Source organism: Cryobacterium sp. Y57 (assembly GCF_002929505.1).
Classification (GTDB): Bacteria; Actinomycetota; Actinomycetes; order Actinomycetales; family Microbacteriaceae; genus Cryobacterium.
This window is the reverse complement of record NZ_PJJL01000071.1, coordinates 199082-222854: the sequence shown is the minus strand read 5'-3', so window position 1 is coordinate 222854 and position 23773 is coordinate 199082. Positions and strand designations below refer to the sequence as shown.

Annotated in this window: 18 protein-coding genes; 8 read left to right on the top strand and 10 right to left on the bottom strand. The window is 65.3% G+C overall.

Going from position 1 to position 23773, the window contains the following annotated elements:
• Nucleotides 1-150: 150 nt before the first annotated feature.
• Both moaA and fdhD read left to right on the top strand, forming a co-directional pair.
• Nucleotides 151-1167, top strand: a complete 1017-nt coding sequence (gene moaA, locus CXY72_RS15175; protein WP_233197880.1) for a GTP 3',8-cyclase MoaA — start codon at nt 151-153, stop codon at nt 1165-1167.
• Between the two features lie 48 nt (nt 1168-1215).
• Nucleotides 1216-2067 (top strand): formate dehydrogenase accessory sulfurtransferase FdhD, encoded by an 852-nt coding sequence (gene fdhD, locus CXY72_RS15170; RefSeq protein ID WP_104128493.1) that lies wholly within the window; start codon nt 1216-1218, stop codon nt 2065-2067.
• Between the two features lie 69 nt (nt 2068-2136).
• Here the strand turns inward: fdhD and CXY72_RS15165 are convergent, their stop codons facing one another.
• Nucleotides 2137-4437 (bottom strand): FdhF/YdeP family oxidoreductase, encoded by a 2301-nt coding sequence (locus CXY72_RS15165; protein ID WP_104128492.1) that lies wholly within the window; start codon nt 4435-4437, stop codon nt 2137-2139.
• A gap of 208 nt (nt 4438-4645) precedes the next feature.
• Between CXY72_RS15165 and CXY72_RS15160 the strand changes: the two genes are divergently transcribed.
• The 3 genes from CXY72_RS15160 to CXY72_RS15150 all read left to right on the top strand — a co-directional run bounded on the left by CXY72_RS15160 (nt 4646) and on the right by CXY72_RS15150 (nt 10084).
• Nucleotides 4646-6040, top strand: coding sequence for an OFA family MFS transporter (locus CXY72_RS15160; protein WP_104128491.1), 1395 nt, complete (start codon nt 4646-4648; stop codon nt 6038-6040).
• Nucleotides 6041-6440: 400 nt separating this feature from the next.
• Nucleotides 6441-8774 (top strand): glycosyltransferase, encoded by a 2334-nt coding sequence (locus tag CXY72_RS15155; RefSeq protein WP_104128490.1) that lies wholly within the window; start codon nt 6441-6443, stop codon nt 8772-8774.
• Nucleotides 8771-10084 carry a nucleotide disphospho-sugar-binding domain-containing protein gene (locus CXY72_RS15150; RefSeq protein WP_104128489.1) on the top strand — a complete coding sequence of 438 codons (1314 nt, stop codon included), beginning with the start codon at nt 8771-8773 and terminating at the stop codon, nt 10082-10084. Before CXY72_RS15155 ends, CXY72_RS15150 begins: the two co-directional genes overlap by 4 nt.
• Before the next feature lie 12 nt (nt 10085-10096).
• Here the strand turns inward: CXY72_RS15150 and CXY72_RS15145 are convergent, their stop codons facing one another.
• The 4 genes from CXY72_RS15145 to CXY72_RS15130 form a co-directional block, all read right to left on the bottom strand.
• A complete protein-coding gene (locus tag CXY72_RS15145; RefSeq protein ID WP_104128488.1) occupies nt 10097-10777 on the bottom strand; it encodes an NTP transferase domain-containing protein in 681 nt (226 codons plus the stop codon).
• A 47-nt stretch (nt 10778-10824) separates the two neighbouring features.
• The gene (locus tag CXY72_RS15140; protein ID WP_104128487.1) at nt 10825-12237 is read right to left on the bottom strand and encodes an amidohydrolase family protein; all 1413 of its coding nucleotides are present in this window, start codon (nt 12235-12237) and stop codon (nt 10825-10827) included.
• Nucleotides 12238-12351: 114 nt separating this feature from the next.
• Nucleotides 12352-15168, bottom strand: a complete 2817-nt coding sequence (locus tag CXY72_RS15135) for a molybdopterin-dependent oxidoreductase (protein WP_104128608.1) — start codon at nt 15166-15168, stop codon at nt 12352-12354.
• A 35-nt stretch (nt 15169-15203) separates the two neighbouring features.
• A complete protein-coding gene (locus tag CXY72_RS15130; RefSeq protein ID WP_104128486.1) occupies nt 15204-16025 on the bottom strand; it encodes an FAD binding domain-containing protein in 822 nt (273 codons plus the stop codon).
• A 263-nt stretch (nt 16026-16288) separates the two neighbouring features.
• Here CXY72_RS15130 and CXY72_RS15125 point away from each other — a divergent pair, with 263 nt between their 5' ends.
• Complete coding sequence (locus CXY72_RS15125) at nt 16289-17782, top strand: NAD(P)/FAD-dependent oxidoreductase (protein ID WP_233197865.1); 1494 nt, start codon at nt 16289-16291, stop codon at nt 17780-17782.
• Here CXY72_RS15125 and CXY72_RS15120 read toward each other — a convergent pair.
• Together CXY72_RS15120 and clpS are read right to left on the bottom strand one after the other, a co-directional pair.
• The gene (locus CXY72_RS15120; RefSeq protein ID WP_104128485.1) at nt 17764-18306 is read right to left on the bottom strand and encodes a DUF2017 family protein; all 543 of its coding nucleotides are present in this window, start codon (nt 18304-18306) and stop codon (nt 17764-17766) included. The two genes, CXY72_RS15125 and CXY72_RS15120, sit on opposite strands and share 19 nt — an antisense overlap.
• Nucleotides 18303-18587 (bottom strand): ATP-dependent Clp protease adapter ClpS, encoded by a 285-nt coding sequence (clpS, locus tag CXY72_RS15115; RefSeq protein WP_104128484.1) that lies wholly within the window; start codon nt 18585-18587, stop codon nt 18303-18305. The genes CXY72_RS15120 and clpS overlap by 4 nt, the downstream gene beginning before the upstream one ends.
• 95 nt (nt 18588-18682) lie before the next feature.
• Here clpS and CXY72_RS15110 point away from each other — a divergent pair, with 95 nt between their 5' ends.
• On the top strand, nt 18683-20023 hold the full coding sequence (locus tag CXY72_RS15110) for an aminotransferase class V-fold PLP-dependent enzyme (RefSeq protein WP_104128483.1): 1341 nt from the start codon (nt 18683-18685) through the stop codon (nt 20021-20023).
• The gene (sufU, locus tag CXY72_RS15105) at nt 20020-20499 is read left to right on the top strand and encodes a Fe-S cluster assembly sulfur transfer protein SufU (protein WP_104128482.1); all 480 of its coding nucleotides are present in this window, start codon (nt 20020-20022) and stop codon (nt 20497-20499) included. The genes CXY72_RS15110 and sufU overlap by 4 nt, the downstream gene beginning before the upstream one ends.
• A 47-nt stretch (nt 20500-20546) precedes the next feature.
• On the opposite strand, the gene CXY72_RS15100 is transcribed toward sufU, so the two are convergent.
• The 3 genes from CXY72_RS15100 to flgL all read right to left on the bottom strand — a co-directional run bounded on the left by CXY72_RS15100 (nt 20547) and on the right by flgL (nt 23772).
• Nucleotides 20547-22328: an HNH endonuclease signature motif containing protein gene (locus CXY72_RS15100; protein WP_104128481.1), complete on the bottom strand. Its 1782-nt coding sequence runs from the start codon at nt 22326-22328 to the stop codon at nt 20547-20549.
• Between the two features lie 149 nt (nt 22329-22477).
• The gene (gene fliW, locus CXY72_RS15095; protein ID WP_104128480.1) at nt 22478-22873 is read right to left on the bottom strand and encodes a flagellar assembly protein FliW; all 396 of its coding nucleotides are present in this window, start codon (nt 22871-22873) and stop codon (nt 22478-22480) included.
• Nucleotides 22870-23772 (bottom strand): flagellar hook-associated protein FlgL, encoded by a 903-nt coding sequence (flgL, locus tag CXY72_RS15090; protein ID WP_104128479.1) that lies wholly within the window; start codon nt 23770-23772, stop codon nt 22870-22872. Before flgL ends, fliW begins: the two co-directional genes overlap by 4 nt.
• Between the last annotated feature and the right edge of the window lies 1 nt (nt 23773).

The window sequence follows — 23773 nt, the reverse complement described above, 5'->3', positions numbered from 1 at the left end:
CCGGTGTTCTGGGCATCCCCGTGCGGGGCGCGGGGTTAGGCTGGAAGTATGACCGGCGCCGACTTTGCACAATCAGCTCCGCGCTTCTATCGAGAACGCGCGGACATTCCGTTGAACCTCGAAACGCCCACAGGGACCGTGACCGACCGGATGAACCGGCCGTTGCATGACCTGCGCCTGAGCGTCACCGACCGCTGTAATTTTCGCTGTGTGTACTGCATGCCCAAAGAGATTTTTGGTCGCGACTTCGCGTTCATGGAGCACGACGAACTCCTCAGCTTCGAGGAGCTGACCCGGCTCGCGCGCATAGCCGTCGCTCACGGCGTTGAGAAGATCCGACTGACCGGCGGAGAGCCGCTGCTGCGTAAGGGGCTCGAAGATCTCATCTCCCAACTGGCCGAGCTGCGCACTCCCGACGGCCGTGAGATTGACATCGCGCTCACCACGAACGGGTCGGCGCTGGCCGTCAAGGCGCAGGCACTCAAGGATGCCGGACTGAAGCGCGTCACCGTGTCACTCGACTCGCTCGATGACACCACTTTTCGCACCATGAACGACGTGAAATTTCCCGTTGCGAAGGTACTGCACGGCATCGACGTGGCCGAAGCGGTCGGGCTCGGCCCGGTCAAGGTCAACATGGTGGTGCAGCGCGGCAAGAACGACCAGGACATCGTGGCCATGGCCCGCCACTTCAAGAACACCCCCTACATTTTGCGGTTCATCGAATTCATGGACGTCGGCACCAGCAACGGCTGGGAGATGGGCGCGGTCGTACCGTCGAAGGACGTCATCGCACGTATCCATGCCGAGTTGCCACTTGAAGAGATCGCCCCGAACTACAGCGGTGAAACCTCTAGACGCTGGCGCTACCAGGATGGCGGCGGCGAGATCGGCGTTATCTCGAGCGTGACCCAGTCGTTCTGCCAGTCCTGCTCCCGCGCCCGCGTCTCCACCGACGGCAAACTGTTCACCTGTCTGTTTGCGACCGAGGGCCACGATCTGCGGGCACTCATGCGCGGCGGCTGCTCCGACGCCGAACTGTCCACCGTCATGGCCCACCTCTGGCGGGAGCGCACCGACCGCTATTCACAGCTGCGGAGCGCGAAGACCAGTGAGTTACGGGCATCCGGTGCCAAGAAAATCGAAATGTCCTACATCGGCGGTTAATCAACAGCGCTGGGTGCGGTAACAGCACCAGCGTGGGAGACTTTAAGAATGAACAGAATTACCGCGCGACGCAAAATTACCCGAATCACCGTCGGTGCCCAGCCTCTGGCTGGCGAGGACCTACTGGCGGTTGAAGAACCCCTGGAAATTCGAGTGAACGGCCGCCGTCTCGCCGTCACGATGCGCACTCCGGGCAACGATATCGACCTTGCGGCTGGGTTTCTGGTCTCGGAGGGCGTCATCACACAAGGTGACGACTTCAATTCGGCCCGCTACTGCGCCGGAGCGATCGACGGCGTCAACACCTATAACGTGCTCGACGTCACCCTCGGTGCCGGCGTCGCCCCACCGGCACCCAGCCTGGAGCGCTCCCTCATCACCAACAGCTCCTGTGGCCTCTGCGGCAAAGAGAGCATCGATGCCGTGCGCACCAAATCAGTCTTCGAGATAGCCGATGACGCGGTGCACGTAACTGCCGAATCGCTCACGACTTTTCCTGACAAGCTGCGCGCCGGGCAGAACGTGTTCGAGAAGACCGGGGGCATCCACGCTGCCGGACTGTTCGATGCCGCCACCGGCGAACTCCTGGTGCTGCGTGAAGACGTCGGCCGGCACAACGCCGTCGACAAGGTCATCGGCTGGGCAGTCAAGGAGAACAGGCTGCCGCTGACCGGCACGGTTCTCATGGTGTCGAGCAGGGCCAGCTTCGAACTCACCCAGAAAGCCCTGATGGCGGGCATTCCGGTGCTCGCGGCAGTCTCGGCGCCATCGTCACTGGCCGCGGAGTTCGCCGCTGAGGTTGGCATGACCCTGGTCGGTTTTCTCCGCGGCAACTCCATGGTCATTTACGCCGGGGGCGACCGGATCATCGGCGCACAGCATGACGAGCAGGCCGCCTGACCCAGGCTAGGCGCCGCAGGCGACCCGGTCATCGACGCACAGCGTGATGAGCAGGCCGCCTGACCCGGGCTAGGCGCCGGCGCCGGCTGGAACGAAGCGCACGGTCATAGCCTTGTAACCGGGTGTGTTCGATTCACGGGCCACGAGCTCGCGGTGCATGAGCGCGTTCGCCTCCGGGAAGTACGCCGCCGCACAGCCGCGCGGTGTCGGATAGACCACGAGGCGGAACGTGTCGGCTCGGCGCTCAACGCCCTGGAACGTGCTGATCACATCGACCATATCGCGGTCGGCGAAGCCCAGCTCGGTGACGTCGTCTTCGTGGATGAGGATGACGCGACGACCGTTCTTGATGCCGCGGTAGCGGTCGTCAAGCCCGTAGAACGTGGTGTTGTACTGGTCGTGGCTGCGGATGGTCTGCAAGATCAAGTGGCCCTCTGGCGCCGACAAATACTCGATCGGGCTCACCGTGAAGCGGGCCAGACCAATATCGGTGGCAAAGCTGCGTGTATCACGCGGAGGGTTGGGCAGCACGAAGCCGTTCTTGGTCTTGAGCCGAACGTTGAAATCGGCGAAGCCGGGCACGACGCGGGAGATGTGGTCACGAACGATGTCGTAGTCATCCGCCATCGCCTTCCAGTCGACGGCGTGGTCGTCCCCGAGTGTGGCGTGGGCCATGCGGGCGATGATCACCGGTTCGGCAAGCAGGTGCTCCGACACCGGCTCGAGGCGTCCCTGAGTGGTGCGAACGACCGACATCGAGTCTTCCACCGAGAGCATCTGACGGCCAGACGGATGCTTGTCATCGGTATCCGTACGGCCGAGAGTCGGCAGAATGAGCGAGGTCACACCGTGCATGACGTGCGAGCGATTGGGCTTGGTGGAGACGTGCACGGTGAGACCGACGCGCTGCATGGCCTTCTCCAGCAGGTCGGTATCGGAGCAGGCCAAGGCGAAGTTGCCGCCCATGGAGACGAACACGTCGACGCGGTCGTGCACGAAGGCATCCACTGTATCGACGGAGTCGAGGCCGTGTTCTCGCGGGGATACGATGCCGAACTCGGCGTCGAGAGCGGCGAGCATGGGCTCCTTCGGCTTCTCCCACACACCCATGGTGCGGTCGCCTTGCACGTTGGAGTGGCCGCGCACCGGGCACGCGCCGGCGCCAGGCTTGCCGAAGTTGCCCTGCAGGAGCAGCAGGTTGATGATTTCCTTGAGGGTGTTCACCGAGTGTGGCTGCTGGGTCAGTCCGAGCGCCCAGCAGATGATGGTGGCTTTGCTCGCGATGAGCAGCTGCGCCACGGTCTCGATTGCGGCACGGTCCAGGCCGGTGGCTTTCTTCGTCTCGGCCCAGTCGATCACCGATCGGGCTGCCCGATAGGCCTCGATTCCGTCGGTGTTCGCGGCAACGAACTCATGGTCGATGACCGACCCTGGCACGCGCGCTTCTTCTTCGAGCAGCAGGTGGCCGAGCGCCTGGAACAGGGCCAGATCGCCCCCGACCTTGATCTGCAGAAACTCATCGGCCAGGTTGGTGCCCTTGCCGACGACGCCCTTCGGGGTCTGTGGGTCCATGAAGTTGAACAGTCCGGCTTCGGGCAGCGGGTTGACGGCCACAATCTTGCCGCCGTTGTCCTTGCATTCGGCTAAAGCCGACAGCATGCGCGGGTGGTTGGTGCCCGGGTTCTGCCCGACCACGAAAATGAGTTCAGCCTGGTGGATGTCTTCGAGCGAGACCGTACCCTTGCCGATGCCGATCGTGGGGTTCAGCGCTGAGCCCGACGACTCGTGGCACATATTGGAGCAGTCCGGCAGATTATTGGTGCCGATCGACCGTGCGAACAATTGGTACATGAACGCCGACTCATTGGCGGTGCGGCCGGACGTGTAGAAAACGGTGCGGTCAGGCACGGTGGCGCGAATCTGCTCACCGATGAGCTCGAATGCATCATCCCAGGAGATCTGCGAATAGTGCGTGTCGCCCGGGCGAATGACGACGGGGTGCGTAATGCGGCCCTGGTTTCCGAGCCAATACTCGGTTTTCGTAGCCAGCTCGGCGATGGAATGCTCCGCCCAGAACTCGGGCGTCACCGTGCGCAGCGTGCTCTCTTCAGCGACGGCCTTCGCGCCGTTTTCGCAGAATTCCGCGGTCTTGCGATGTCCCTGAGATTCCGGCCACGCGCATCCGGGGCAGTCGGTGCCGTCGCGCTGGTTCAGGCGCAGCAGCGACCGCGCGGTGCGCAGGACACCAGCCTGGGCGATACCTCGATCGAGCGCCACCACTACGGCTCCGACACCCGCCGCGTGGGTCTTAGGGGCGGTTACAACGAGATTATCTTCGTTGATGTCTTCGATGGGAGCTGAACGTGTCATATACCTATCCTGCCTTGCCGCACAGGGGAATTCCCCCGAAATATGAAATGGGTATAAATTGGGGGACGAAATTTGCACGGTGAATCGTCTAGGATTTACTCCGCAGACTATTCAATCTATCCGTTTGCGGAGTACGTCCACGGCCATCGTGGACAGCCGAAACGCACAGCAGAGTCGCTATCGCCATACCGGCAGCAAGGATATCTCCATGAGCTGGCTCGACCGAGACCGCACCATCGCCCCACCTGGATTCAACCGTTGGCTGATTCCGCCCGCAGCACTGGCCGTACACCTCTGTATCGGTCAGGCCTACGCCACGAGTGTGTACAAGACGGCGCTCGTGGCGCACTTCGACGCCAGCCTGGTGCAGGTCGGGGTGATCTTCTCGATCGCCATCGTGATGCTCGGCCTGTCGGCGGCCATCATGGGTACCTGGGTCGACACCAACGGGCCGCGCAAGGCCATGTTCGTCGCGGCTCTGTTCTGGTCGGGCGGATTCCTCATCGGTTCGCTTGGAATCTTTTCGAACCAGCTGTGGCTGGTCTACGTCGGCTACGGCTTCATCGGCGGCATCGGGCTCGGCATCGGCTACATATCGCCCGTTTCGACCCTCATCAAGTGGTTCCCAGACCGCCCGGGCCTCGCCACCGGCATGGCCATCATGGGCTTTGGAGGCGGCGCCCTCATCGCCAGCCCAGTGTCGACGGCGCTACTCGGCTTCTATGACCCCAACTCCGGGGCAGCGAACTGGGTGGCGAGCGGCGATTCCGTGGGCAAGCTTTTTCTCACCCTCGCCGTGATCTATCTCGCCTACATGATGTTCGGAGCTTTCACGATCAAGGTTCCAGCCGCTGATTGGGTACCGGCCGGATTCGATGCGTCCAAGGTGCGGGTCAAGGCCCTCGTCACGAGCAACCATGTTTCAGCCAAGAACGCCATTCGCACGCGTCAGTTCTGGCTACTCTGGGTCGTCTTGTTCTGCAACGTCACGGCCGGTATCGGCATTCTCGAGCAGGCCGCACCGATGATCCAGGACTTCTTCCGGCAGAGCGACGGCAACTCCTTGGTCTCGGCGGCCGTTGCCGGAGGTTTCGTGGGCCTGTTGTCGCTCGCTAACATGGGCGGACGATTCGCCTGGTCGGCTACGTCGGACAAGACCGGACGCAAGAACATCTACATGGTCTACCTCGGCGTTGGCACGGTGTTGTACGTGCTGCTGGCCCTCGTCGGGTCAAGCACGACAGCGCTCTACGTTGTTCTGGCCTTCATCATCATTTCGTTTTACGGTGGCGGTTTCGCTACCGCTCCGGCCTACCTGCGGGACCTGTTCGGAACCTTTCAGGTGGGGGCCATCCATGGCCGCCTGCTGACGGCCTGGTCGGCGGCCGGTATTGCCGGTCCGCTCATCGTGAACTCGTTCCTGGATGCGCAGGGAGCTCCGGGTGCGTTGACGGCAGCGGCCTATCAGCCGGCCCTGCTCACCATGGTCGGGCTGCTCGTTGTCGGTTTTGTGGCGAACCTGTTCGTGCGACCCGTTCACACCGACTTTCACGAACCTGAAAAGCCGCTCGTCGGTGCACAAGCAAAGAAGGCGCACGCATGAAGGTCCTAAAAGTCATCCTGGCCTGGGCGCTGGTGGGAATCCCGCTGGCCTTCGGCATTTCTCAGACACTCGCGAAGGTAACAGCGCTGTTCGGATAAACCCGGCATTTGCAGACCTAAACACAAAGAGCCACGCCCCAGTCACTGGGGCGTGGCTCTTTTTTGCGTAGTGAGCGCTCGACGCCGATTGCGGCACTCTGTCAGCCCGGGTGCTCTCATTCATGCAATGATGGCGAGTGGGGAAGTTGCTAACCTAGCTAGCTAAACCTGATTCGTGCGCCTTCGTGTTCGGGATCCTCGATGTTTTTTGAACCGGAAGTACCGAAATTCACCCATGTTCACTCGTGGCAAACCCAAATCGCCACGATTGATCCGCGGAGTTTCACGACAAGGAGCAGCCGATGGCTACCCACACCGCACTCGACGATCAACGATCCGCCGCAACGCTGCTCGAGGGAATTCGACGCGCCGACGACCTCACCGTGGCAGCCAGCCGCGATGGGGGCGCCCGCGCTGTGCGACTGCTCGCCCAGGCCGCGACCGATTTGAGCGACCAGCTCACCGCTATCGCCGCCGTTCACGCCCTCGCCCAGGTCTTCGACGACTCTGCCGATGAGGTGCTGGTGGCTCTGCTTCACCACGACTCAGCTTTTCTGCGCGAGCATGCCGCATGGGCCTTTGGCACCCGGCTGCCGCGCTACGACGCGATCGCCGGCCTGGTCACCCTGGTTCGGCAGGGTGGCTTTTCCGGCATGCTCGCTCAGCGCACCCTGGAACAGTGGGGTTCTTCGGCTGCGGACCAGGTGGCCCTGCTGCTGGAAGGTTCGCTGCTCGGCATCTGTGAAACGGATGCCCGCGCACGCCTCATCGAGACCATCGGCCTGATTCCCGGCCGCGTTCCCGAACGCCTGCTGCGTGGGGTGGCCACCGACAGCACCGAGAGCCTGGATGCTCGTACCGCCGCAATTGCCGGCCTCGGCGATCGATCCCCGAGCGAAGCCGTGCTCGGGTTGCTCAACGTTCTCGCGCAAGACAACGTCGCGTCCGGCGACGAGATCGAACTCGCAGCTGTAGCCCGGCTGGCACTATTCGATCTCACGGCGACGAGTGCGCCGCGGCCGAAATGGAACCGAGGCACCACGATCGCCCAGCTGTTCCTCCACGCCGATATCGACGGTGAACTCTCACAGGTGGGCGTCGGCGACAACGGCGGCATCGCGACCCTGCTGGTACGGCTCGGTGACGCCCTCGTTGCCCGGCCAACTGGCCGGCCAGGCGGCGGAACGCAGAACGCCGCAGCATCCGCTCTTCGTGCGCCGTTCGTCGGCCGCCGTTTCACCGCTGGCCGCGCGGAAGAAGGAGAATCGGTAGAACGGGTCATCACCATGTCGCGTGGCACACACGAGTCGGCGCTGAGCGGCCTGGCCACTATCGGGAAGACCCGGCGTGGGCACTCATTCGCGGCGATTCCATTCGTTGGCGGCGCGGTCCCGTCGATCGATGCGTGGCCTCGGCGGGTTGCCGCGCAGCGCGGCATTCGGCGCATCCTCCGCGCGGCCGGTGTGGTCGATGCGATTCACCTGCGCATGGCCGATGTCGGCAGCCTCGCCGCTGCAACGGTGGCGCGGGACCTGGACATTCCCGTCGTCTTCACCGTCGCGCCAGATCCGCACGGAGTGATCGACTCCCTCGACGCGAGTGGCGCGCTCACCCGGGCCAACTTCGGCACCGTCGATGCCGTCGAGCATTTTTGGTTTCGCGCCCGTCTCGTGCAGCGGCTCGCCGCGGATGCCGCTCACACCGTTCTGTTTCCGCGACCGCGACTACAGCAAGATATTGAACGTCTGACGGGAATCGACATTGACGCGCACCCGGAACGGCACTCGGTCATTCCCGAGGGAATCGATCTCGCGGTGATCGAACGCTCCCGCACGGATGCGCTCGGATCTCTCGGACTGACCGGCGGAAGTCTGCTGGTTTCTGCCGATGCGCATACCCGAGCAGCAGCGGAACCCGCAGCGGTGGCCTTCACCCAGCTCGACACCCTGCTCGGGACGCTTCCGAGCGCTCGGCGAGGCCTGCCACTGCTGATCAGCGTCGGTCGGCTGCACCGCGTGAAGGGTATGGCCAGCCTGGTCGAGGCGTGGAACGCTGACTCCGAACTGCGAGCTCGCTGCAATCTGCTGATTGTGGGAGGTGACCTGGAGCATCCGTCGTGTGATGAAGGCATCGAGCTGCAGCGCATGACCCGTATCCTGGCCGGCGGCGCCCTGGCCGATCTGGCTGCCCGGGGCCTGCTGCTGGCTGGTCATCGCCCCAATGACACCGTCGCTCGGTGGCTGGCTGCCGTGCGCTACGGCCGCCCGGGCCTGGCGGCACCGTTCGGGGTGTACGTCTGCGCGAGTATGAAAGAGGAATTCGGAATCGCTCTACTCGAGGCGATGGCCACCGGACTCACGGTGGTCGCGCCGAATGGGGGCGGACCGGCCACGTACATCGAGCAGGGAGTGACCGGCATTCTCGTCGATACCGGTGACAGCGCCGCTCTCGCTCGCTCCATGGCAAAAGCCCTGGACCTCGCTGGCAGCGCGCAGGGGGGCGCCAATGCGGCACGAGCCCGCAGCATGGTCACGAACAAGTTCACCATCGAAGCAATGGCGTCGGCACTCGGTGAGGTTTACCACGGCGTCGCCGTGGCGACCGAGCCGGTCGCCTGGGAACTGAGCGTTTCGTGACGCTGCTGATCATCAGCCCGGACTACGCCTCGCACCTGTACCCACTCGCAACGCTCGGCGTTGCCTGGGCGCAGGCCGGCGAACGCGTCGTGGTGGCGAGCGGGCCGGCCACGGCCGACATCGTGACCGCGTTCGGGTTCGAACGAGAGCATCTCCAACTGGGCCGCGGCTCCAACCCCGGCACGATCCGGGCCGAGCAGCAGCCCGCTGGCGAAGACGACGCCCTGCGGGGTTTTTTCAACGCGACCCGCCGAGGAATGGTTGACACGTTGCAATTTCAGGCCGAGGCGCGCAGCAGCGATCTGCTCTACAACCCGGTCGTCATCGCTCGCGAGGTGCAGCGCATCGTCGCCCGGGTGCAGCCAGACCAGGTCATCGTCGACCACTTGGCCTTCAGCGCACGGCTGGGCTTGCTCAGTGCCGGCGTCGCGCACGCGGATGTCGTACTGGGGCATCCGTCTGCGCTGCCCGTAGCCGCCGAGGTCTACGGTTACCCGCCGGCCTGGCCCGCCGTGTTCTCGCCCGCCACCTCGGAACTGGCCCTGCTCCACGGGCAGTGCGCGGCCGTGCGCGACACCTTCACGGCCCAGTGGAACACCGCCCTGCACGAGCTCGACCCACACGCCGAGCCAAGCCGGGACGCCTTTCAGGAATCGGGCGACGTGCTATTGCTCAACTACCCGGGCGAATTGCACGCACCGGCGCGAACGAGGCTGCTGCCGCCCCACGTGTTTCTCGGGTCTGCCGTGCGCTCCGAGGCCGTCGACCCCGAGGTCGAGGCCTGGCTGGCAGCCGATTCGCTGCCCGTTGTCTACGTCAGTTTCGGAAGTTTTCTCTCGGTGCGTGGTGACGTGCTCGCCCGCGTCGTCGCCGCCCTCGACGGCCTTCCGGTGCGGGTCGCCATCGCCGCCGGGGCGACCGACCCCACCGAGTTGGGGGCCTTGCCCGCCGCCTGGCTGGTGCGCGCGTTCCTGCCGCAGGTTCGCCTGCTGCAACAAGCCGTGCTCGCCGTCACCCACGGCGGCAACAATTCGGTCACCGAGGCGATGACGGCCGGAGTTCCGCTCGTCGTGCTGCCGTTCTCGACCGACCAGTTCGCCGGCGCGGCCGCCCTCGACGAGGCGGGCTTCGGCACCTCCTTGCCGCCCAATACCGCTACGGTTCTCGACCTGCGGGCCGCCTGCGAGCGGATGCTGCGCCTTGGCGCTGACCCGCGCGCCCGCCTCGACGCGCTCGCGCTGTCGTTGACCCGGCAATCCGGGGCCGAGCGGGCCTACGCCGCTCTCACCCGAATGCCGGCCCGGAGTTAGGCGAGGAACCGGTCAGTTCGGCCGGTCGACGTCGACACCCGTTCCCAAGTCACCGCATTCGATGTGTTCGACCGGGTGCGCGCGCAGGTACGGGCGGGCACCGGTGTCGCCGGCGAGGGTATCCAGGAGGGGCGTCCAGTGCTCCCGGCCGATCACGACGGGATGCCCCGACCGGCCGGAAAACCGGGCCTGGCGCAGAGTGCTGGCCGAGAAAACGGTCGCGCCCGGCGCAGCCGTGGTGCCGAAATTGGTGCTGAAATTCGTGCCAACCATTCGCGCGACCGTGGCAGCGTTCAGATCGGGCACGTCCACCGGGATGACCGCGACCGCCGTGAGATCGGGGTATTCGATGGCGCAGCGCAGACCGGCGCGCAGGGACGCGGAGAGCCCTTCGGCCCAGTCAGTCGCCTGCACGATGCGAACGGATGCCGGTAGCCGGTCCCTGACCCAAACTGGCGCACCGGTGGAATCATCATCACCAGCGTCGAGCAAGGCCGCCGCCTCGGCCCCGCGGGCGCCGAGCACGACGATAACGGGGGAGCATCCGGCCTCGGCCAGGACATCGACGGCGCGTTGCAGCCAGGAGCGCCCGGCGCCGTCGCGCACGAGGGCTTTGGGCATGCCATAGCGCGAACCGGCACCGGCGGCAAGCACCAGCCCAGCCACGCGGCTGGGCGACGGCGGAAGAAACATGACTGTCATCGTAGAGTTTTGCGGCGGCCTGCGAAACCCAGCCCGGCCTAGTCCACACTCACGCGGCGACCCCGCACATAGACGCCGGTGATCGCGGGCTCGCGCAGGGCCAGCAGCAGAGCGAACAGGGTCTGTTCGGCCGCCAGCGCGGCGTCGTCGGCGCGCACAGCGTTCTCCAGGACGAGCGCGAGGGGTTCCCAGCAGCCCGGGTCGATCAGCAGGAAGTCCGCATCCTTGCCGAGGTCGAAGTTGCCGAACCGCTCCTCCATGTCGAGGGCGCGCGCCCCGGCGAGGGTGCCGGTGAACAACAGCGCGGCCGGATCGAGTGCCGCACCGGCATCTCCCGGCTCGGACAGGTGCGATTTGTAGCAATCGTTGAGCACCCGTGAAACGAGCCATTCGTCGCCGCCGCCGACATCCGTTCCGATCGCGACGTTCACTCCGAATTGGGTAGTGCGGCGCCACGGCATGGTGCCCGACCCGAGGAACGCCTGCGAGGTGGGGCAGTGCGCGATCGACGTGCCGGTGTCGGCCAGACGGGCCAGCTCACTGTCCTGGCAGTGCACGGCGTGGGCGAGAATGCTGCGGGGACCGAGCAGGCTGGAGCCGCCGCGAAGCGAGCCCGGCAGGAAGTAGCCGTCATACGTGTCGAGGTAGGTCTTCGTGCCGAACACCGAGCGCACGGCGTCGATCTCCCCGGAGCCTGGCCGATCGTTCTCGTTGAGATGGCTGTGAAAGTACACCCCGCGGCCGCGCACCGAGTCGTAGAGCTCACCGAGCCCGGCCAAGGTCGTCGGCGTCACCGACAGGCTGAAGCGCGGCACGATCGCGACCTGCAGCAGCGCGGTGTGGGCGTCACCGGTATCAACAGCGTGCCAGCGGTCTATCTCCGCCATGCTGAGCTCGATCGCCGCCTGCTCGCTTGTGATGAGCGCGCGAGCGGAGTCGGTGCCGACGGTCTGGATGCCGCGTCCACTCACCAGCCGCAGGCCGGCCGCTTGCGTTTGTTCAAACAGGGCATCCTGCGCGGGCGCAAACGCCGACCCGAACACGAGGGCGCTCGTTGTACCGACGGATACCCGCTGCCGCGTGAAATCGCGCGCCACCTGGCGCGCAAACCCCGGGTCTTCCAGCCGCGACTCGGCCGGGAACACGCACTCATCGAGCCATTCGAGCAGCTGGCCGCCGCCATAGGCATCCGTGGTGTACGTCTGCGGAAAATGGATATGGGTGTCGACGAAACCCGGCAGGATGAACCCGGTCCGGGTCACCGGCAACTGGGCGAACGCCGCCGGCAGCTGGGCATACGAGCCGACCCAGACAATGCTCCCATCTTCACCCGTGATGAGGGCGCCGTCGGGAATCGAGACGAGGTGTTGGCGAGCCTCACCGACCGTCGGAGCGCCAGCAATGTGAAAGATATGGCCGCGAAAGACTTCGTGACCCGCTGATTCGTACATATCTACGTAGAATATCCTCATTCACGGGACACAGCGGACAATTGCTTCCGTTTCGGCGACACTCTCCACACCAGCGCTGCCGGTCAGCGCTGCCGGCCGACGCGCGGTGTCTACTTAGCCGTGCAGCAGCCGCCAGATGCGGTCGCGCGACATCGGCAGCTCGGTCGGGCGAATGCCGATCGCGTCGCGAATCGCATTGGCCAACGCCGGCGCGACCGGGTTGTAGGTCGATTCGCTCATCGATTTGGCACCGTAGGGCCCGAGCACGTCGTGGCTCTGCGCAAAATAGACCTCCGTAACCGGCAGATCCGCGAGCTGGGGCACGTGGTAATTACGCAGCACCCGAGTCGTCACGGCCCCGGCGCCATCGAGGACAACCTCCTCGAACAGGGCAGTGCCGAGCGCCTGAGCCACCCCGCCCTCGATCTGTCCGCGACACTGCTCGGGATTCATGACGAAGCCGGCATCCGCGGCCTGGATCGACTGCAGAATGCGCACCTCACCGGTGTCGGTGTTCACCGCCACCCGAAACGTGTGCACGTTGAAGGCCAGGGATCGCAGCGCACCGTTTTCTCGCCGCGTGGCGGTCAGGTCCACGTCGTTGGCCGCGGCCCAGAGCGCCAGGTCGTCAAGCGAGAGAAGCCCGGAGCCTGCTCCCACGGCCCGGAGCCCGTCGCGCTCCAGCTGCCAGGCCACCGCTGAGTCAATTCCGGTGCATGACGCCGCGGCCTCGCCGAGCGATTCGGCCAGCGCCGACGCCGCGGCCAGGACGGCCTTGCCGGCAACGACGACACCGGCCGAGCCGAACGCACCCGAGTCGTACCCGGCGGCGTCTGTATCGGAGTGCACCAGATCGATTCGGTCGATCGTCGTGCACAGCGCCGTCGCGGCGATCTGCGCGTGCACGGTCGTGGTGCCGTTGCCGAATTCGGTCGTGCCGACCCGCACCAGGTAACGGCCACCGGGCATCAGCGAAACGGATGCCTGCGAGCGGTGGCCGCGCGGCGGTGTCGTGGCGATCATCGACGATGCCATGCCGGTACCGAACCGCCACTGTGACCCGGCCGGTGGGACGACCCGATTGCCGCGCTTCAGAGCCGCTTCAGCGAGGTCGAGACACTGGTCGAGGCCATAGCTGCCGAAAACGAGGTCAGGGCCTTCTTCGTGGGTGACGACGAGCGGATCTCCGGGTTGCACCGAGTTGAGCCGCCGCAGTTCGAACGGGTCCACAGCAAGTTCGCGGGCCAGCTCGTCGAGGGCGCATTCGATTGCGAAGGTGATCTGGCCGAGACCGTAGCCGCGGAAGGCACCCGATGGAGGATTATTCGTGTAGACGCTCTGGGCATCCACTCTCTTGTTGGGCACGTTGTAGAGCGCGACGGATTCGCTCGTACCGTGAAAAATCACGCCGGGTGCGTGGTTGCCGTAGGCGCCCGTATCGGCGAGCACGTCCAGCTTCAATGCGGTGAGACGGCCGTCCCGCCCTGCCCCGAGAGTGACGTCGATCGTCATCGGATGTCGTACCGGGGCGATGGTGAACTCGTCGGTGCGGGTGAATGCGTACTGCACCGGGCGGCCGGTTGCGAGCACGGCGAGGGTGACGAGGTCTTCCGTGAGTAGCTCCTGCTTGCCGCCGAAGCCGCCGCCGACTCGCGCGGTGAAGACGCGCACCCCGGCCGGGTCGAGGTTGAACAAGCGGCAGATCTCCTTCTGCACCAAGAACGGAACCTGCGAGCTCGTGCGCAAGACCAGTCGGCCGTGGTCGAGCCAACCGATCGTGGCGTGGGTCTCGAGGTGGGTGTGCGCGATGCGCTGGGTCTGCCAGCTGCCCGACACGACGGTAGTGGCCTCGGCCAAACCGGCCTCGACGGAGCCGTATTCGCCGTGCAGCTCAGTAACGAGGTTGCGTCCGGGATCTGCCAGGCGTGAGACGACCGGATCTTTGTCGCCGTGCACGAGGGGAGCCCCCGGTTGTCGGGCCAGCTTCGGATCGAACACGGCGTCTTGAAGGTCGTATTCAACGTCGATCAATCGACAGGCCGCCTCGGCGATCGCCACCGAATCGGCCACGACTGCCGCCACCCGCTGGCCGCGAAAGCGCAGGATCTGGTCGAAGACCCGGGTGTCGTCGGGGTCGTCGAACCTGCTCTCGTGCCGCGCGGTCGAAAACAGGGTGCTGGGGGAATCGGCATGGGTGAGCACGCGGTGCACGCCCGGCAGCGCAGCAGCTGTGGCCACATTCAGAAATCGGATGCGTGCGTGGGCGTGCGGACTCCCCAACACGGCCAGGTGCAGCAGGCCGGGGACGGCCACGTCGAGGGTGTACGGCTCCAGGCCGCTCACCACGCGCTCCCCGGCGATCGCGCCGGGGGAGGTGCCGACCAGGCCGACGGCCCGGGCACCCCCGGTGCGCCCGGTCGCCCGCACCGGTCCGAGGCTCGACGTCTCGGCGTGCTCGCGCCCCGGTGCGGTGTGGCAGGACCCGTCTAACGGGGTGTGCTCGCCGACGATCGAATCGGAAATCGAGCGGTAGCCGGTGCACCGGCAGAGATTGCCCTTCAAGAGACGGGGCAGGTCGTCGACGCTCAGATCGGTACTCGCTTCGATGGCGGTGGCGGTGACGATCATGCCCGGGGTGCAGAAGCCGCACTGAAAGCCAGCGGAGTCGACGAAACGTTGTTGTAGGGGGGAGAGGGTGCCCGGCTGGCCGAGGCCGGACGCCGTCGTGATCTGCTTTTCCGCGGCTCGGTACGCGGGAAAGATGCAGGAGTGCACGGGTGTGCCGTCGACCTGCACCGTGCAGGCACCGCAGTCGCCCGTATCACAGCCTGTCTTCACATCGAAGTGTTCGTGCTCGCGCAGGAGCGTGCGCAGGCTCTGACCAGGATGCGGCGTCGCCTCGACCCGGGTGCCGTTGACCTCAAAGGTCATGGCGTCGACAGCCTCGATTTTCGCCTGTTCCAGCGTCATTGGCGGCCTCCGGCCAGTTCGAGTTCGAGGCGAATCTCTTCGCCGAGCAGCAGGCCCATCGCGCGCCGCCAGTCGGCGGCGCCGTGGGCGTCCGTGAACCAGCAGTCGATCGCGGTGATATCACGGGCGAGAACGTGAGCGGCGGGTAGCGCCGGGTAGCGCAACTGCACCGGTCGCAGCGTCGCTGCCGTCACCGTGAGCACGAAAGCACCGAGCACGTCGAGCCGGCCGGCGAGCACTGCTCCCGAGCGCCCGAGCGGCGACAGGGCAATCTTGCGGTAGGCCGTCTGCGCGTGCAGCGAGGCGAGCGGCACGTGAATGGAGCGCAACACATCGCCGTCGGCGAGGGCGTTGGTCATGTTGCCGGTCACGAACGAACGGGCCGGCACGATGTCGTCGCTACCGTCAGCCCGCCAGACCAGCAGTTCGGCGTCGAGGGCGACCGCGAGGGTGATCATGGGGCCGGCCGGTAGCGAGGTGGCCAGGTTGCCGCCGACCGTCGCAACGTTCCACACCTTGAAGGAGGCGAACAGGGCCGTGCAGCACTGATAGAACAATGGATGCGCCGCCCAGCCCGCCCGCATCGGCAGCCGGGAAAGCTCGGCGAAGGTGCATGTGGCGGCAATCTCGAAACCATCCTCGGTGATCGTGAGCGCCGGCCACCCCAGAGTCAGCAAATCGACGAGTGCCGTGAGGTGGGCGCGCGGGTCGGCGAACAGCTCGGATCCGCCAGCCAGCGGCACGACGGTCGGCCCGAGCGCGATGAGGTCGCTGCGCTGCCGTGCTGCGGTGATGTGGGTCAGGGTGCTGAGGTCCATGTGTCTTCCGTCGCATGTCGTGAAGCCAACGTGATAGGCGGTGGCGCGTCCGCGCGCGGCGCTGACACAGGGTTTGTGACCCAGGGACGAACCAAACGCGGTAACAGATGCCCCACCGGGTTGCGACCAGACTACCTGTGGAGGCTCGGGATTAGCAGAGAAGAGAGCACCCTCCCAACAGGGGCGCTTCGGCTACTCGGGCGCAGGTTGATTCCCAGCCGACACTGTCAGTATTTCGTCGATTACGACGGTGGGAGACCGAGATGACCGCTGCCCCAACCCCCGAACACACGATGCCGTTCGAACAGCAGGATGCTGATGTGAGCGGGCTCGTTCCTGATCATTTCGATGTGGTCGTGATCGGTGCCGGCCCGGCTGGAACCGCTGCAGCCCTGCGTGCGGCCGAGCTGGGCGCATCCGTCGCCGTCTGCGAATCTGACCGCCTGGGCGGCACGTGCGTGAACACCGGATGCGTACCCACCCGCGTGCTGGCGAAAACGGCTCGGCTCATGCGGGAGATTCGCACCGCCGACGCCTATGGCATCTCAGTGACTGAACGCCCGATCGACTGGCCGGCCACGGTCGCCCGCGTTCAGCAAACAGTCGACCGGGTGCGTGTGATGAAAAATGAGGCAACGCGGTTCGCTGACGCCGGTGTGGAACTCATTCTTGAGGGGCGCGCCAGGTTTCTGGATGCCTCCACACTCAGTCTGGAGTCTGGGCGCCGGGTGACGGCCGGTGCCGTGCTGGTGTGCGTCGGTGGTCACTCCCGGCGGCTGCCGGTTGCCGGAGCCGAGTTGGCTACGGTCCCAGAGCACGTGCTCGATCTCCCGAGTGTTCCCGCTCGCCTGGCCGTGATCGGTGGCGGAAACACCGGTGCCCAACTGGTCACTACGTTTCGTTCCTTCGGCTCGGCGGTGACCCTGCTCGATGTTGCAAGCCGCGTGCTCGCAACGTCTGACGAGTCCGTTTCGCAGGCTGTCGCCCAGGCTTTCGTTGAGCAAGGTGTCAGTGTCCGACTGGGCATTGACGGTATTGACGGACTTCAACGCGCCCGTGACGGCTCGATCACCCTCACCTGGCGTGAGAACGGACACGAAAGCGCGGGCAGCTTCGACGTTGTGATCATGGCAACCGGCTGGCCGGCGGATATCGGTGACCTCGGACTCGAAAATGCCGGTGTGGTCACGACGAGTTCGTCCATTCCCGTCGATGCGAATTTTCGGAGTTCGGTACCGCACATTTTCGCCGTTGGTGACGCCAACGGCCAAGACATGCTCGTGCAGGCCGCACAATTCGAAGGAGAGGCCGCAGCCGAGAACGCCGTGTTGAATGCCAACCGACGAACCCCGCACCACCTGCTTCCCTCGGGTGGGTTCACCGATCCGGACTACGCCGGCGTCGGCCTGACCGAGGTTGATGCCCGGAGTCGCGACGAGCTGTGCGTCGTCACGGTGGTGCCCTATTCGGTGCTGGATCGGGCGGTGATCGACGATCGCCAGCGGGGATTCCTCAGGCTCATCGCCGACCGCCGGTATGAGTTCATTCTCGGCGCCCACGCGGTCGGCGAGAACGCCGTCGAGGTCATCCAGTCCGTCACGACGGCGATGGCCGCCGGGATCGACCTGGCCACGCTGGCAAACGTGCGATTCGCCTACCCCACCTACAGTGCCGTGATCGGGCTCGCTGCCCGAGCCCTGTTGGCCGAGCAGGCCGATAGCGCCGTCACGCTGGATGGTCAGACGTCGATCGCGTAGACCAGTTCTTCCTGCAGCATGCCCAGCCATTCATAGAGTTCGCGTAGAAACGGAGTGTCCTCGGTGGCGAGGTGCACGACGCCGTCGGAGGAGATCTGCAACCGATCGGCGAGGGTCAGGCGCAGGTCGGTGAGGCTGCGCAGCCAGGCCTGCACGGCGTCGGGGTCGACACTGACCATGACCATGACCGGCTGGCGATCCTCGCTGTCGAGCGTGGCGGTATCCGGTTCGCTGGCACCCAATGAGTCCAGCACGATCTGGGCATTCTGGGCTTTGCGTTCGAGCAGGCCGGTTGCCGTAAAGCGGCGAAACTCGGCCGCCGCTTCGTCGTCATCTCGGTAGGCGTCGGGCAGCAGCCGGCCGAAGACTCCGTCGCTCGCGGCGAGGTGCGGATCGGTGGTGCCAAAGTCGAGCATTTCGAGAAGCTGGGTGGTGGCCAGGCGTAGAAGGTATGCTTCGATCGGTTCGAAGCGGCCGAGCAACAGGCCGTCCCGCTGCGGCGTGAAGCGCTGTCGGACGCTCATTCGTCGGCCATCGCGAGTGTCGCCCAGAGGCCGTAACCGTGCATGGCCTCGACATGGCGCTCCATGGATTCGCGATTGCCGGTAGCCACGACGGCCCGGCCGATGTTGTGCACCTGCAGCATGAGTCGTTCGGCTTGCTTGGGGGTGACACCGAAATAGCTGCGAAAAACGTAAGCGACATACGACATGAGGTTGACCGGGTCGTCCCAGACCAGGGTCACCCACGGTCGGTCGAGTGACACCTCCTCGCGCAGCTCGGTGTGTTCGGCAGTCTTGGTCACCCCTCAAGCCTCACACGCTACCGCCGGGTTTTCCACCGCTTGTCATACTCCGCTTTGCGGTACCCACGTTCGGGGCGAGGGAATATCCTTGGGCTATGACGTCTTTTGCCCCATCGTCCGCCATTTCCCCAGCCCTTGCCGCCCAGCACCCAAAATTGGCCCCGCTGACCAACATTGACGTTGAACGCATTCGCAACGACTTTCCGGTGCTGCACCAGACGGTGAATGGGCATCCGCTCGTGTATCTCGACTCGGGAGCGACCTCGCAGAACCCGATCAGTGTGATGGAGGCCGAGCAGGAATACTATGAGCAGCGAAACGCCGCAGTGCACCGCGGCGCTCACACTCTCGCCGTCGAGGCGACGGAGGGGTTCGAAGCCGCCCGCGACAAAGTCGCCGCGTTCGTCGGCGCAGAGACCGATGAGATCGTCTGGACCTCCAACGCCACCGAGGCCATCAACCTGCTCGCCTACAGCTTCTCCAACGCCTCGCTCGGCCTCGGCGGCCCGTCCGCGCGGCGGTTCAGCCTGGGCACCGGCGACGAGATCGTGGTCACCGAGATGGAACACCACGCCAATCTCATTCCCTGGCAGCAACTGGCGCTGCGCACCGGGGCCACCCTGCGTTTCATTCCCGTGTTCGATGACGGCAGCCTCGATCTGCTGGCCGCAGCGGCTATCGTCGGTCAACAGACGAAGCTCCTCGCCTTCACCCACGGCTCGAACGTCACCGGAACCATCAACCCGGTCGCCGAACTTGTGGCGCTGGCGCGTAAAGTCGGGGCACTGGTCGTGCTGGACGCCTGCCAGACCGTGCCGCACCTGCCGGTCGACGTGAAGGCGCTCGATGTGGACTTCGCCGTCTTCTCCGGCCACAAGATGCTCGGCCCCACCGGCATCGGCGCGCTCTATGGCCGGGCCGAGCTGCTTGCCGACATGCCGCCGTTTCTGACCGGCGGATCGATGATCACTACCGTGGACATGCACGCTGCCGAGTTTCTTGCGCCACCGCAGCGCTTCGAAGCCGGTACTCAACGCATCTCGCAGGCGATCGCGCTGGCGGCGGCCGTCGACTACCTGAGCGAAACCGGTATGGATCGGGTCGCTGCCTGGGAAGCCCAGCTGGGCCAGCGCCTGGTCGCCGGGGTCGCCGAGATCTCCGGCGTGCGTCTGCTCGGCCAGGGGCTCGGCGTGGAACGGCTGGGGCTCGCCGCCGTCGACGTTGCCGGAGTGCACGCTCACGATGTCGGGCAGTTTCTTGACGATGCCGGCATCGCCGTGCGGGTGGGCCATCACTGCGCCCAGCCGCTGCACCGCCGGCTCGGTGTGACCGCATCCACCCGAGCAAGCACCTACCTCTACAACACCACCGACGAGGTCGACCTGTTTCTGGCCACCCTCGCCGAAGTCGCCCCCTTCTTCGGCGTCAAGCCATGAGCGACCTGCAGCAGCTCTACCAGACGATTATTCTCGAGCACGCGAAAGCCCGCCACGGGGCGGTTGACCTCACGCCGCTGGCCGACGCCGTAGCGCTCGGCGACGCGAGCGGCCTGCGGGTGGCCGAATCGCACCAGATCAACACGACCTGCGGTGACGAGGTCACCCTGCGAGTCTCGCTCGACATCGAAACGGTCACGGATTTGGTCTGGACCGGTGAGGGCTGCTCGATTTCGCAGGCATCCGCTTCGATTCTCACCGATACCCTGCGCGGCCTGAGCACGACCGAGGCACGCGCCCTCCTCGACAACTTTCGCGAGATGCTGCGCTCCCGCGGCAAGATCGAGCCCGACGAGGAAGTTCTCGGGGATGCCGCCGCCTTCGGGGGAGTGTCGCGCTACCCCGCCAGGGTCAAGTGCGCCATGCTGCCCTGGGTCGCCTTCGAGGCTGCCCTGATCGAGGCGGAGTCGCACTAGCAACAGACGGGTGGCCGCCTCACCGGGCGAAGGGTTCGGTGAACCGGTTAGAACGGGGCGCTGTAGCCGTCTTGGTGAGGGTTGGCGAGTTCGGCCCAGACGTCGACGGGTCGCGGCACGGTATCGACGGCGGGGTCGCGTTCGCGTGAGGCTGAGTGAGGTCCGAGTCGGGTGGCGGGGTGGGTGGCGTAATGCTTGCCGGCGGGGCTGGTCCAGTGCAGGACGCCGTCAGCGGTTTGCCGTGCGGTCCAGCCGGACTCTGTCTTGAGTCGGTGGCCGCGTTTGCAGAGGTGGGCGAGGTTGTCCCAACGGGTTTCGCCGTTGTATTGCCAGTCGTGGGTGTGGTCGATTTCACTGTGACGGGCCTGGCGGGTGCAGCCGGGAAACCGGCAGGTTCCGTCGCGGATCTCGAGCCATTTCTTCAGGTCGGCGGGTACCTTATAGCGAGTTTTACCGACGCTGAGAACCGCGCTGGTCTCGGGGTGAATCAGGATGCGGGTGAAGCTTTTCGCCGTGGCGGCGACGCGGCGAACGGTTTCGGCGTCGATGGGGCCGAACCCGTCGAGGGTGCCGGGCTCATCACTGAGGCCCATCAGCGTCAAAACCGGCACGGTCACGTTAACCAGCCCCTGCACCCCGGCGCCCAGACCGGTTTCGGTCACCCCGGTAAGGAGCAGGTCGACGGCGACGTCGAGGCGTTGCTGGCCGAGGGTACGGGTGTCGACGGGATCTTGCTGGGCGGCGTTGTGCAGGCTGCGCGCGAGGGTGTCGACGCGATCGCTGATGGCGGCGGCGTCTTCCTGGCTGAGGGTGAGTTCGAGGCAGGCCATGCCGTCGCGGCCGGGCATGACAAAGAAGCAGCGCTGACTGAGCGCTTTCTTGTGGCGGGTGACTATGGATTCTGGGTGGGAGAGTTCCCGAACGGTGATCGCCTGCTTCTTCAACTGCCCGACCGTGAGGTTCTCGATCCCGGCGAGCACCTCGGTTTCGAACGCGGACCAGGCATCGTCAGGCAGCGACAGGGCGTTGTCAACGATGACCTCCACGTGCCGGTAGCTGATCAGCCCCGCTTCTAGCTCGGCACGGGTGGCGGGTAGGTTGTGCTGCAACTTTCTGCTGGTACAGAGCAGGTTGCGGGCCGTGTTCTCGTGCACGCGCAGAAGACAGCTCAATTCGGCGACGAGGCCTTCTTCTGCGGCTTGTTTCTCTGACCAGCGCTGCAACGGCCTGCCCTGGTCTCCGGCAGCTTGTGCTTCCTGAGTCAGCATCACGCGGGGCACCGGTCGTCCGGTCATTGCCGTACTGGCCACCCACTGGGCGAGGTCGTCAATCGCGGCCGCCCGCGCGGCATAGGCCGAGTTGATGGCGAGGTCGCACTCCCGCACTGCGTCGAGCAGCCGCACCTGCTCCGCATCGGCGGGGCGCGACTTCCAATCCTGCAGGGATGCCGCGACCACATAATGCAACGCCTGCACCCCCGACACCGTCTTGCGCCCGGCCGACCTTCGCGTGGGCGGGGGCTTGCCGGGGACAATTCCCGCCGCCGCCATCTCAGCCGCCCACTCCGCCCGGGCGGCCGCATTGTGCGCTGAGCGAGCGTCAGCCGCAGCATTCTCCACAGCCAGTGCGTCAGCCGTAGCGGGCCCCGCGACTATAGCGTCGGCGGTGGATTCGGCCGCGGCGCGTGTGTCGGCGGCGGACTCCGCACTGCTCGTGCGAGGCCTAGCATCGTCGGCACGCTTGTGAGCGGCTTTATCGGTGCCTTGAGCAGCTGCACGGTTTGCGCGTGGAGGCTGCGAATTTGGAGGTGGATCGTCGGTGATCGCCATACAGCAAGTATCTCACAGATCGAACACAAAAACGATCTTAGCTCAGGTTTTATTGGAAGTTATCGGCTCGAAGTTCGTAGATAACTGCGATTTTTACGATCTTGCTATCCCGGGTCAGATCGTCTGCTCAGGCTGGAACGGCGCAAAAACTAGTTTTTGCCAGCGCCGAGCTCGGCGTGCAATGGCCAGTCCTGATCATCGAGGATGAGCTGGGCGCAGGTGCCGGTGCGGGCGTTGACCACGATGGGCGCCATCAGGTTCACCGTGGTGCGCTCGTCGGGGTTGACGACCACCAGCACGAGGGCGTCGTCGGGCGTCGTCAGCGACAGTGCCGCGGACTGCTCGTTGGAGATGACCGGGGTGTAGCTCGGCAGAAAGATGGCTGCGTCCAGCACGAACAGGCGCGTGGTCGGCTGGGCGAATGCCTGCAGCGAGTACAGACCAGCGGCCCCGTCGATCTCGTCGAGCACAAAGTCGGTCAGCGGAGCCAGCCCGGGCGGGGGAGAGACAAAGCGCAGAGTCGGACTGGTGAGAGTACTGCTCATGCGAGAAAGTCCATCAGGGTCGGTTGGAGTACACGGGCAGTGACAGCGAGCGCGGCCTGATAGGTCATTTCCTGAAGTTTCAAATCGAGGATGACCTGGCCGAGGTCGGCGTCTTCAATGCCGGAGCGCTGGGCATCCAGTGTGCCGGCTTTTTCGAGCAGGGTGGACTGGGCGCGTTCAATTTGCACCTGACGGGCACCGATTTCTGTGTGCTGACCAACCATGACTGCCATCCGTTCATCAATAGTCGTAAGCCGTGCTCCCACATTAACGGGCGTCGGGGAACGCAAATCTGTCACGATGTTGTCGATCAGATCGAACACCGAGCCGGAGCTCTTGCTGGTCGGAGCATCGAAGATGGCTCCGCCGTCGGCGTCGACCCGCACGGTGCTGGTAGCGCTGATGCGTCGGTCGACGCTGCCCGTACCACCCACATACTCGTATGTCTCCGGGTTAAATGCCGTGGCATCATCCGAATTACCGGCGAAGACGCTACGGCCGAGAAACGTCGTGTTGGCCTGGGTCACGAGGTCGGTCTTGAGACCCTCCAACTCCACGGCGATCGCCTCCTTCGCCGCAACCGTGAGCGCTCCGGAGTTCGCGCCCTGCACCGTGAGGTCGCGCACGCGGTTCATAATGTCGGTGGCCGATGACAGGGCCGAGTCGATCGTGGTCAGCCAGTTGTTGCCGTTGTCAGCGTTGGCACTGTACTGGTCGACCGCGCGTATCTCGGCCCGCACCGACATCGCGGCCGCGGCGGCGGTCGGGTCGTCCGAGGACCGATTGATGGTCTTCAGCGTGCTGGCTTGTTCCTGCAAGTGCGCCAGCTGGCTCAGGTTCTCTTGAAGATTGCGCTGGGCCGCGCGCATCTGGGTCTGGTTGGTCACTCGATCGACCATG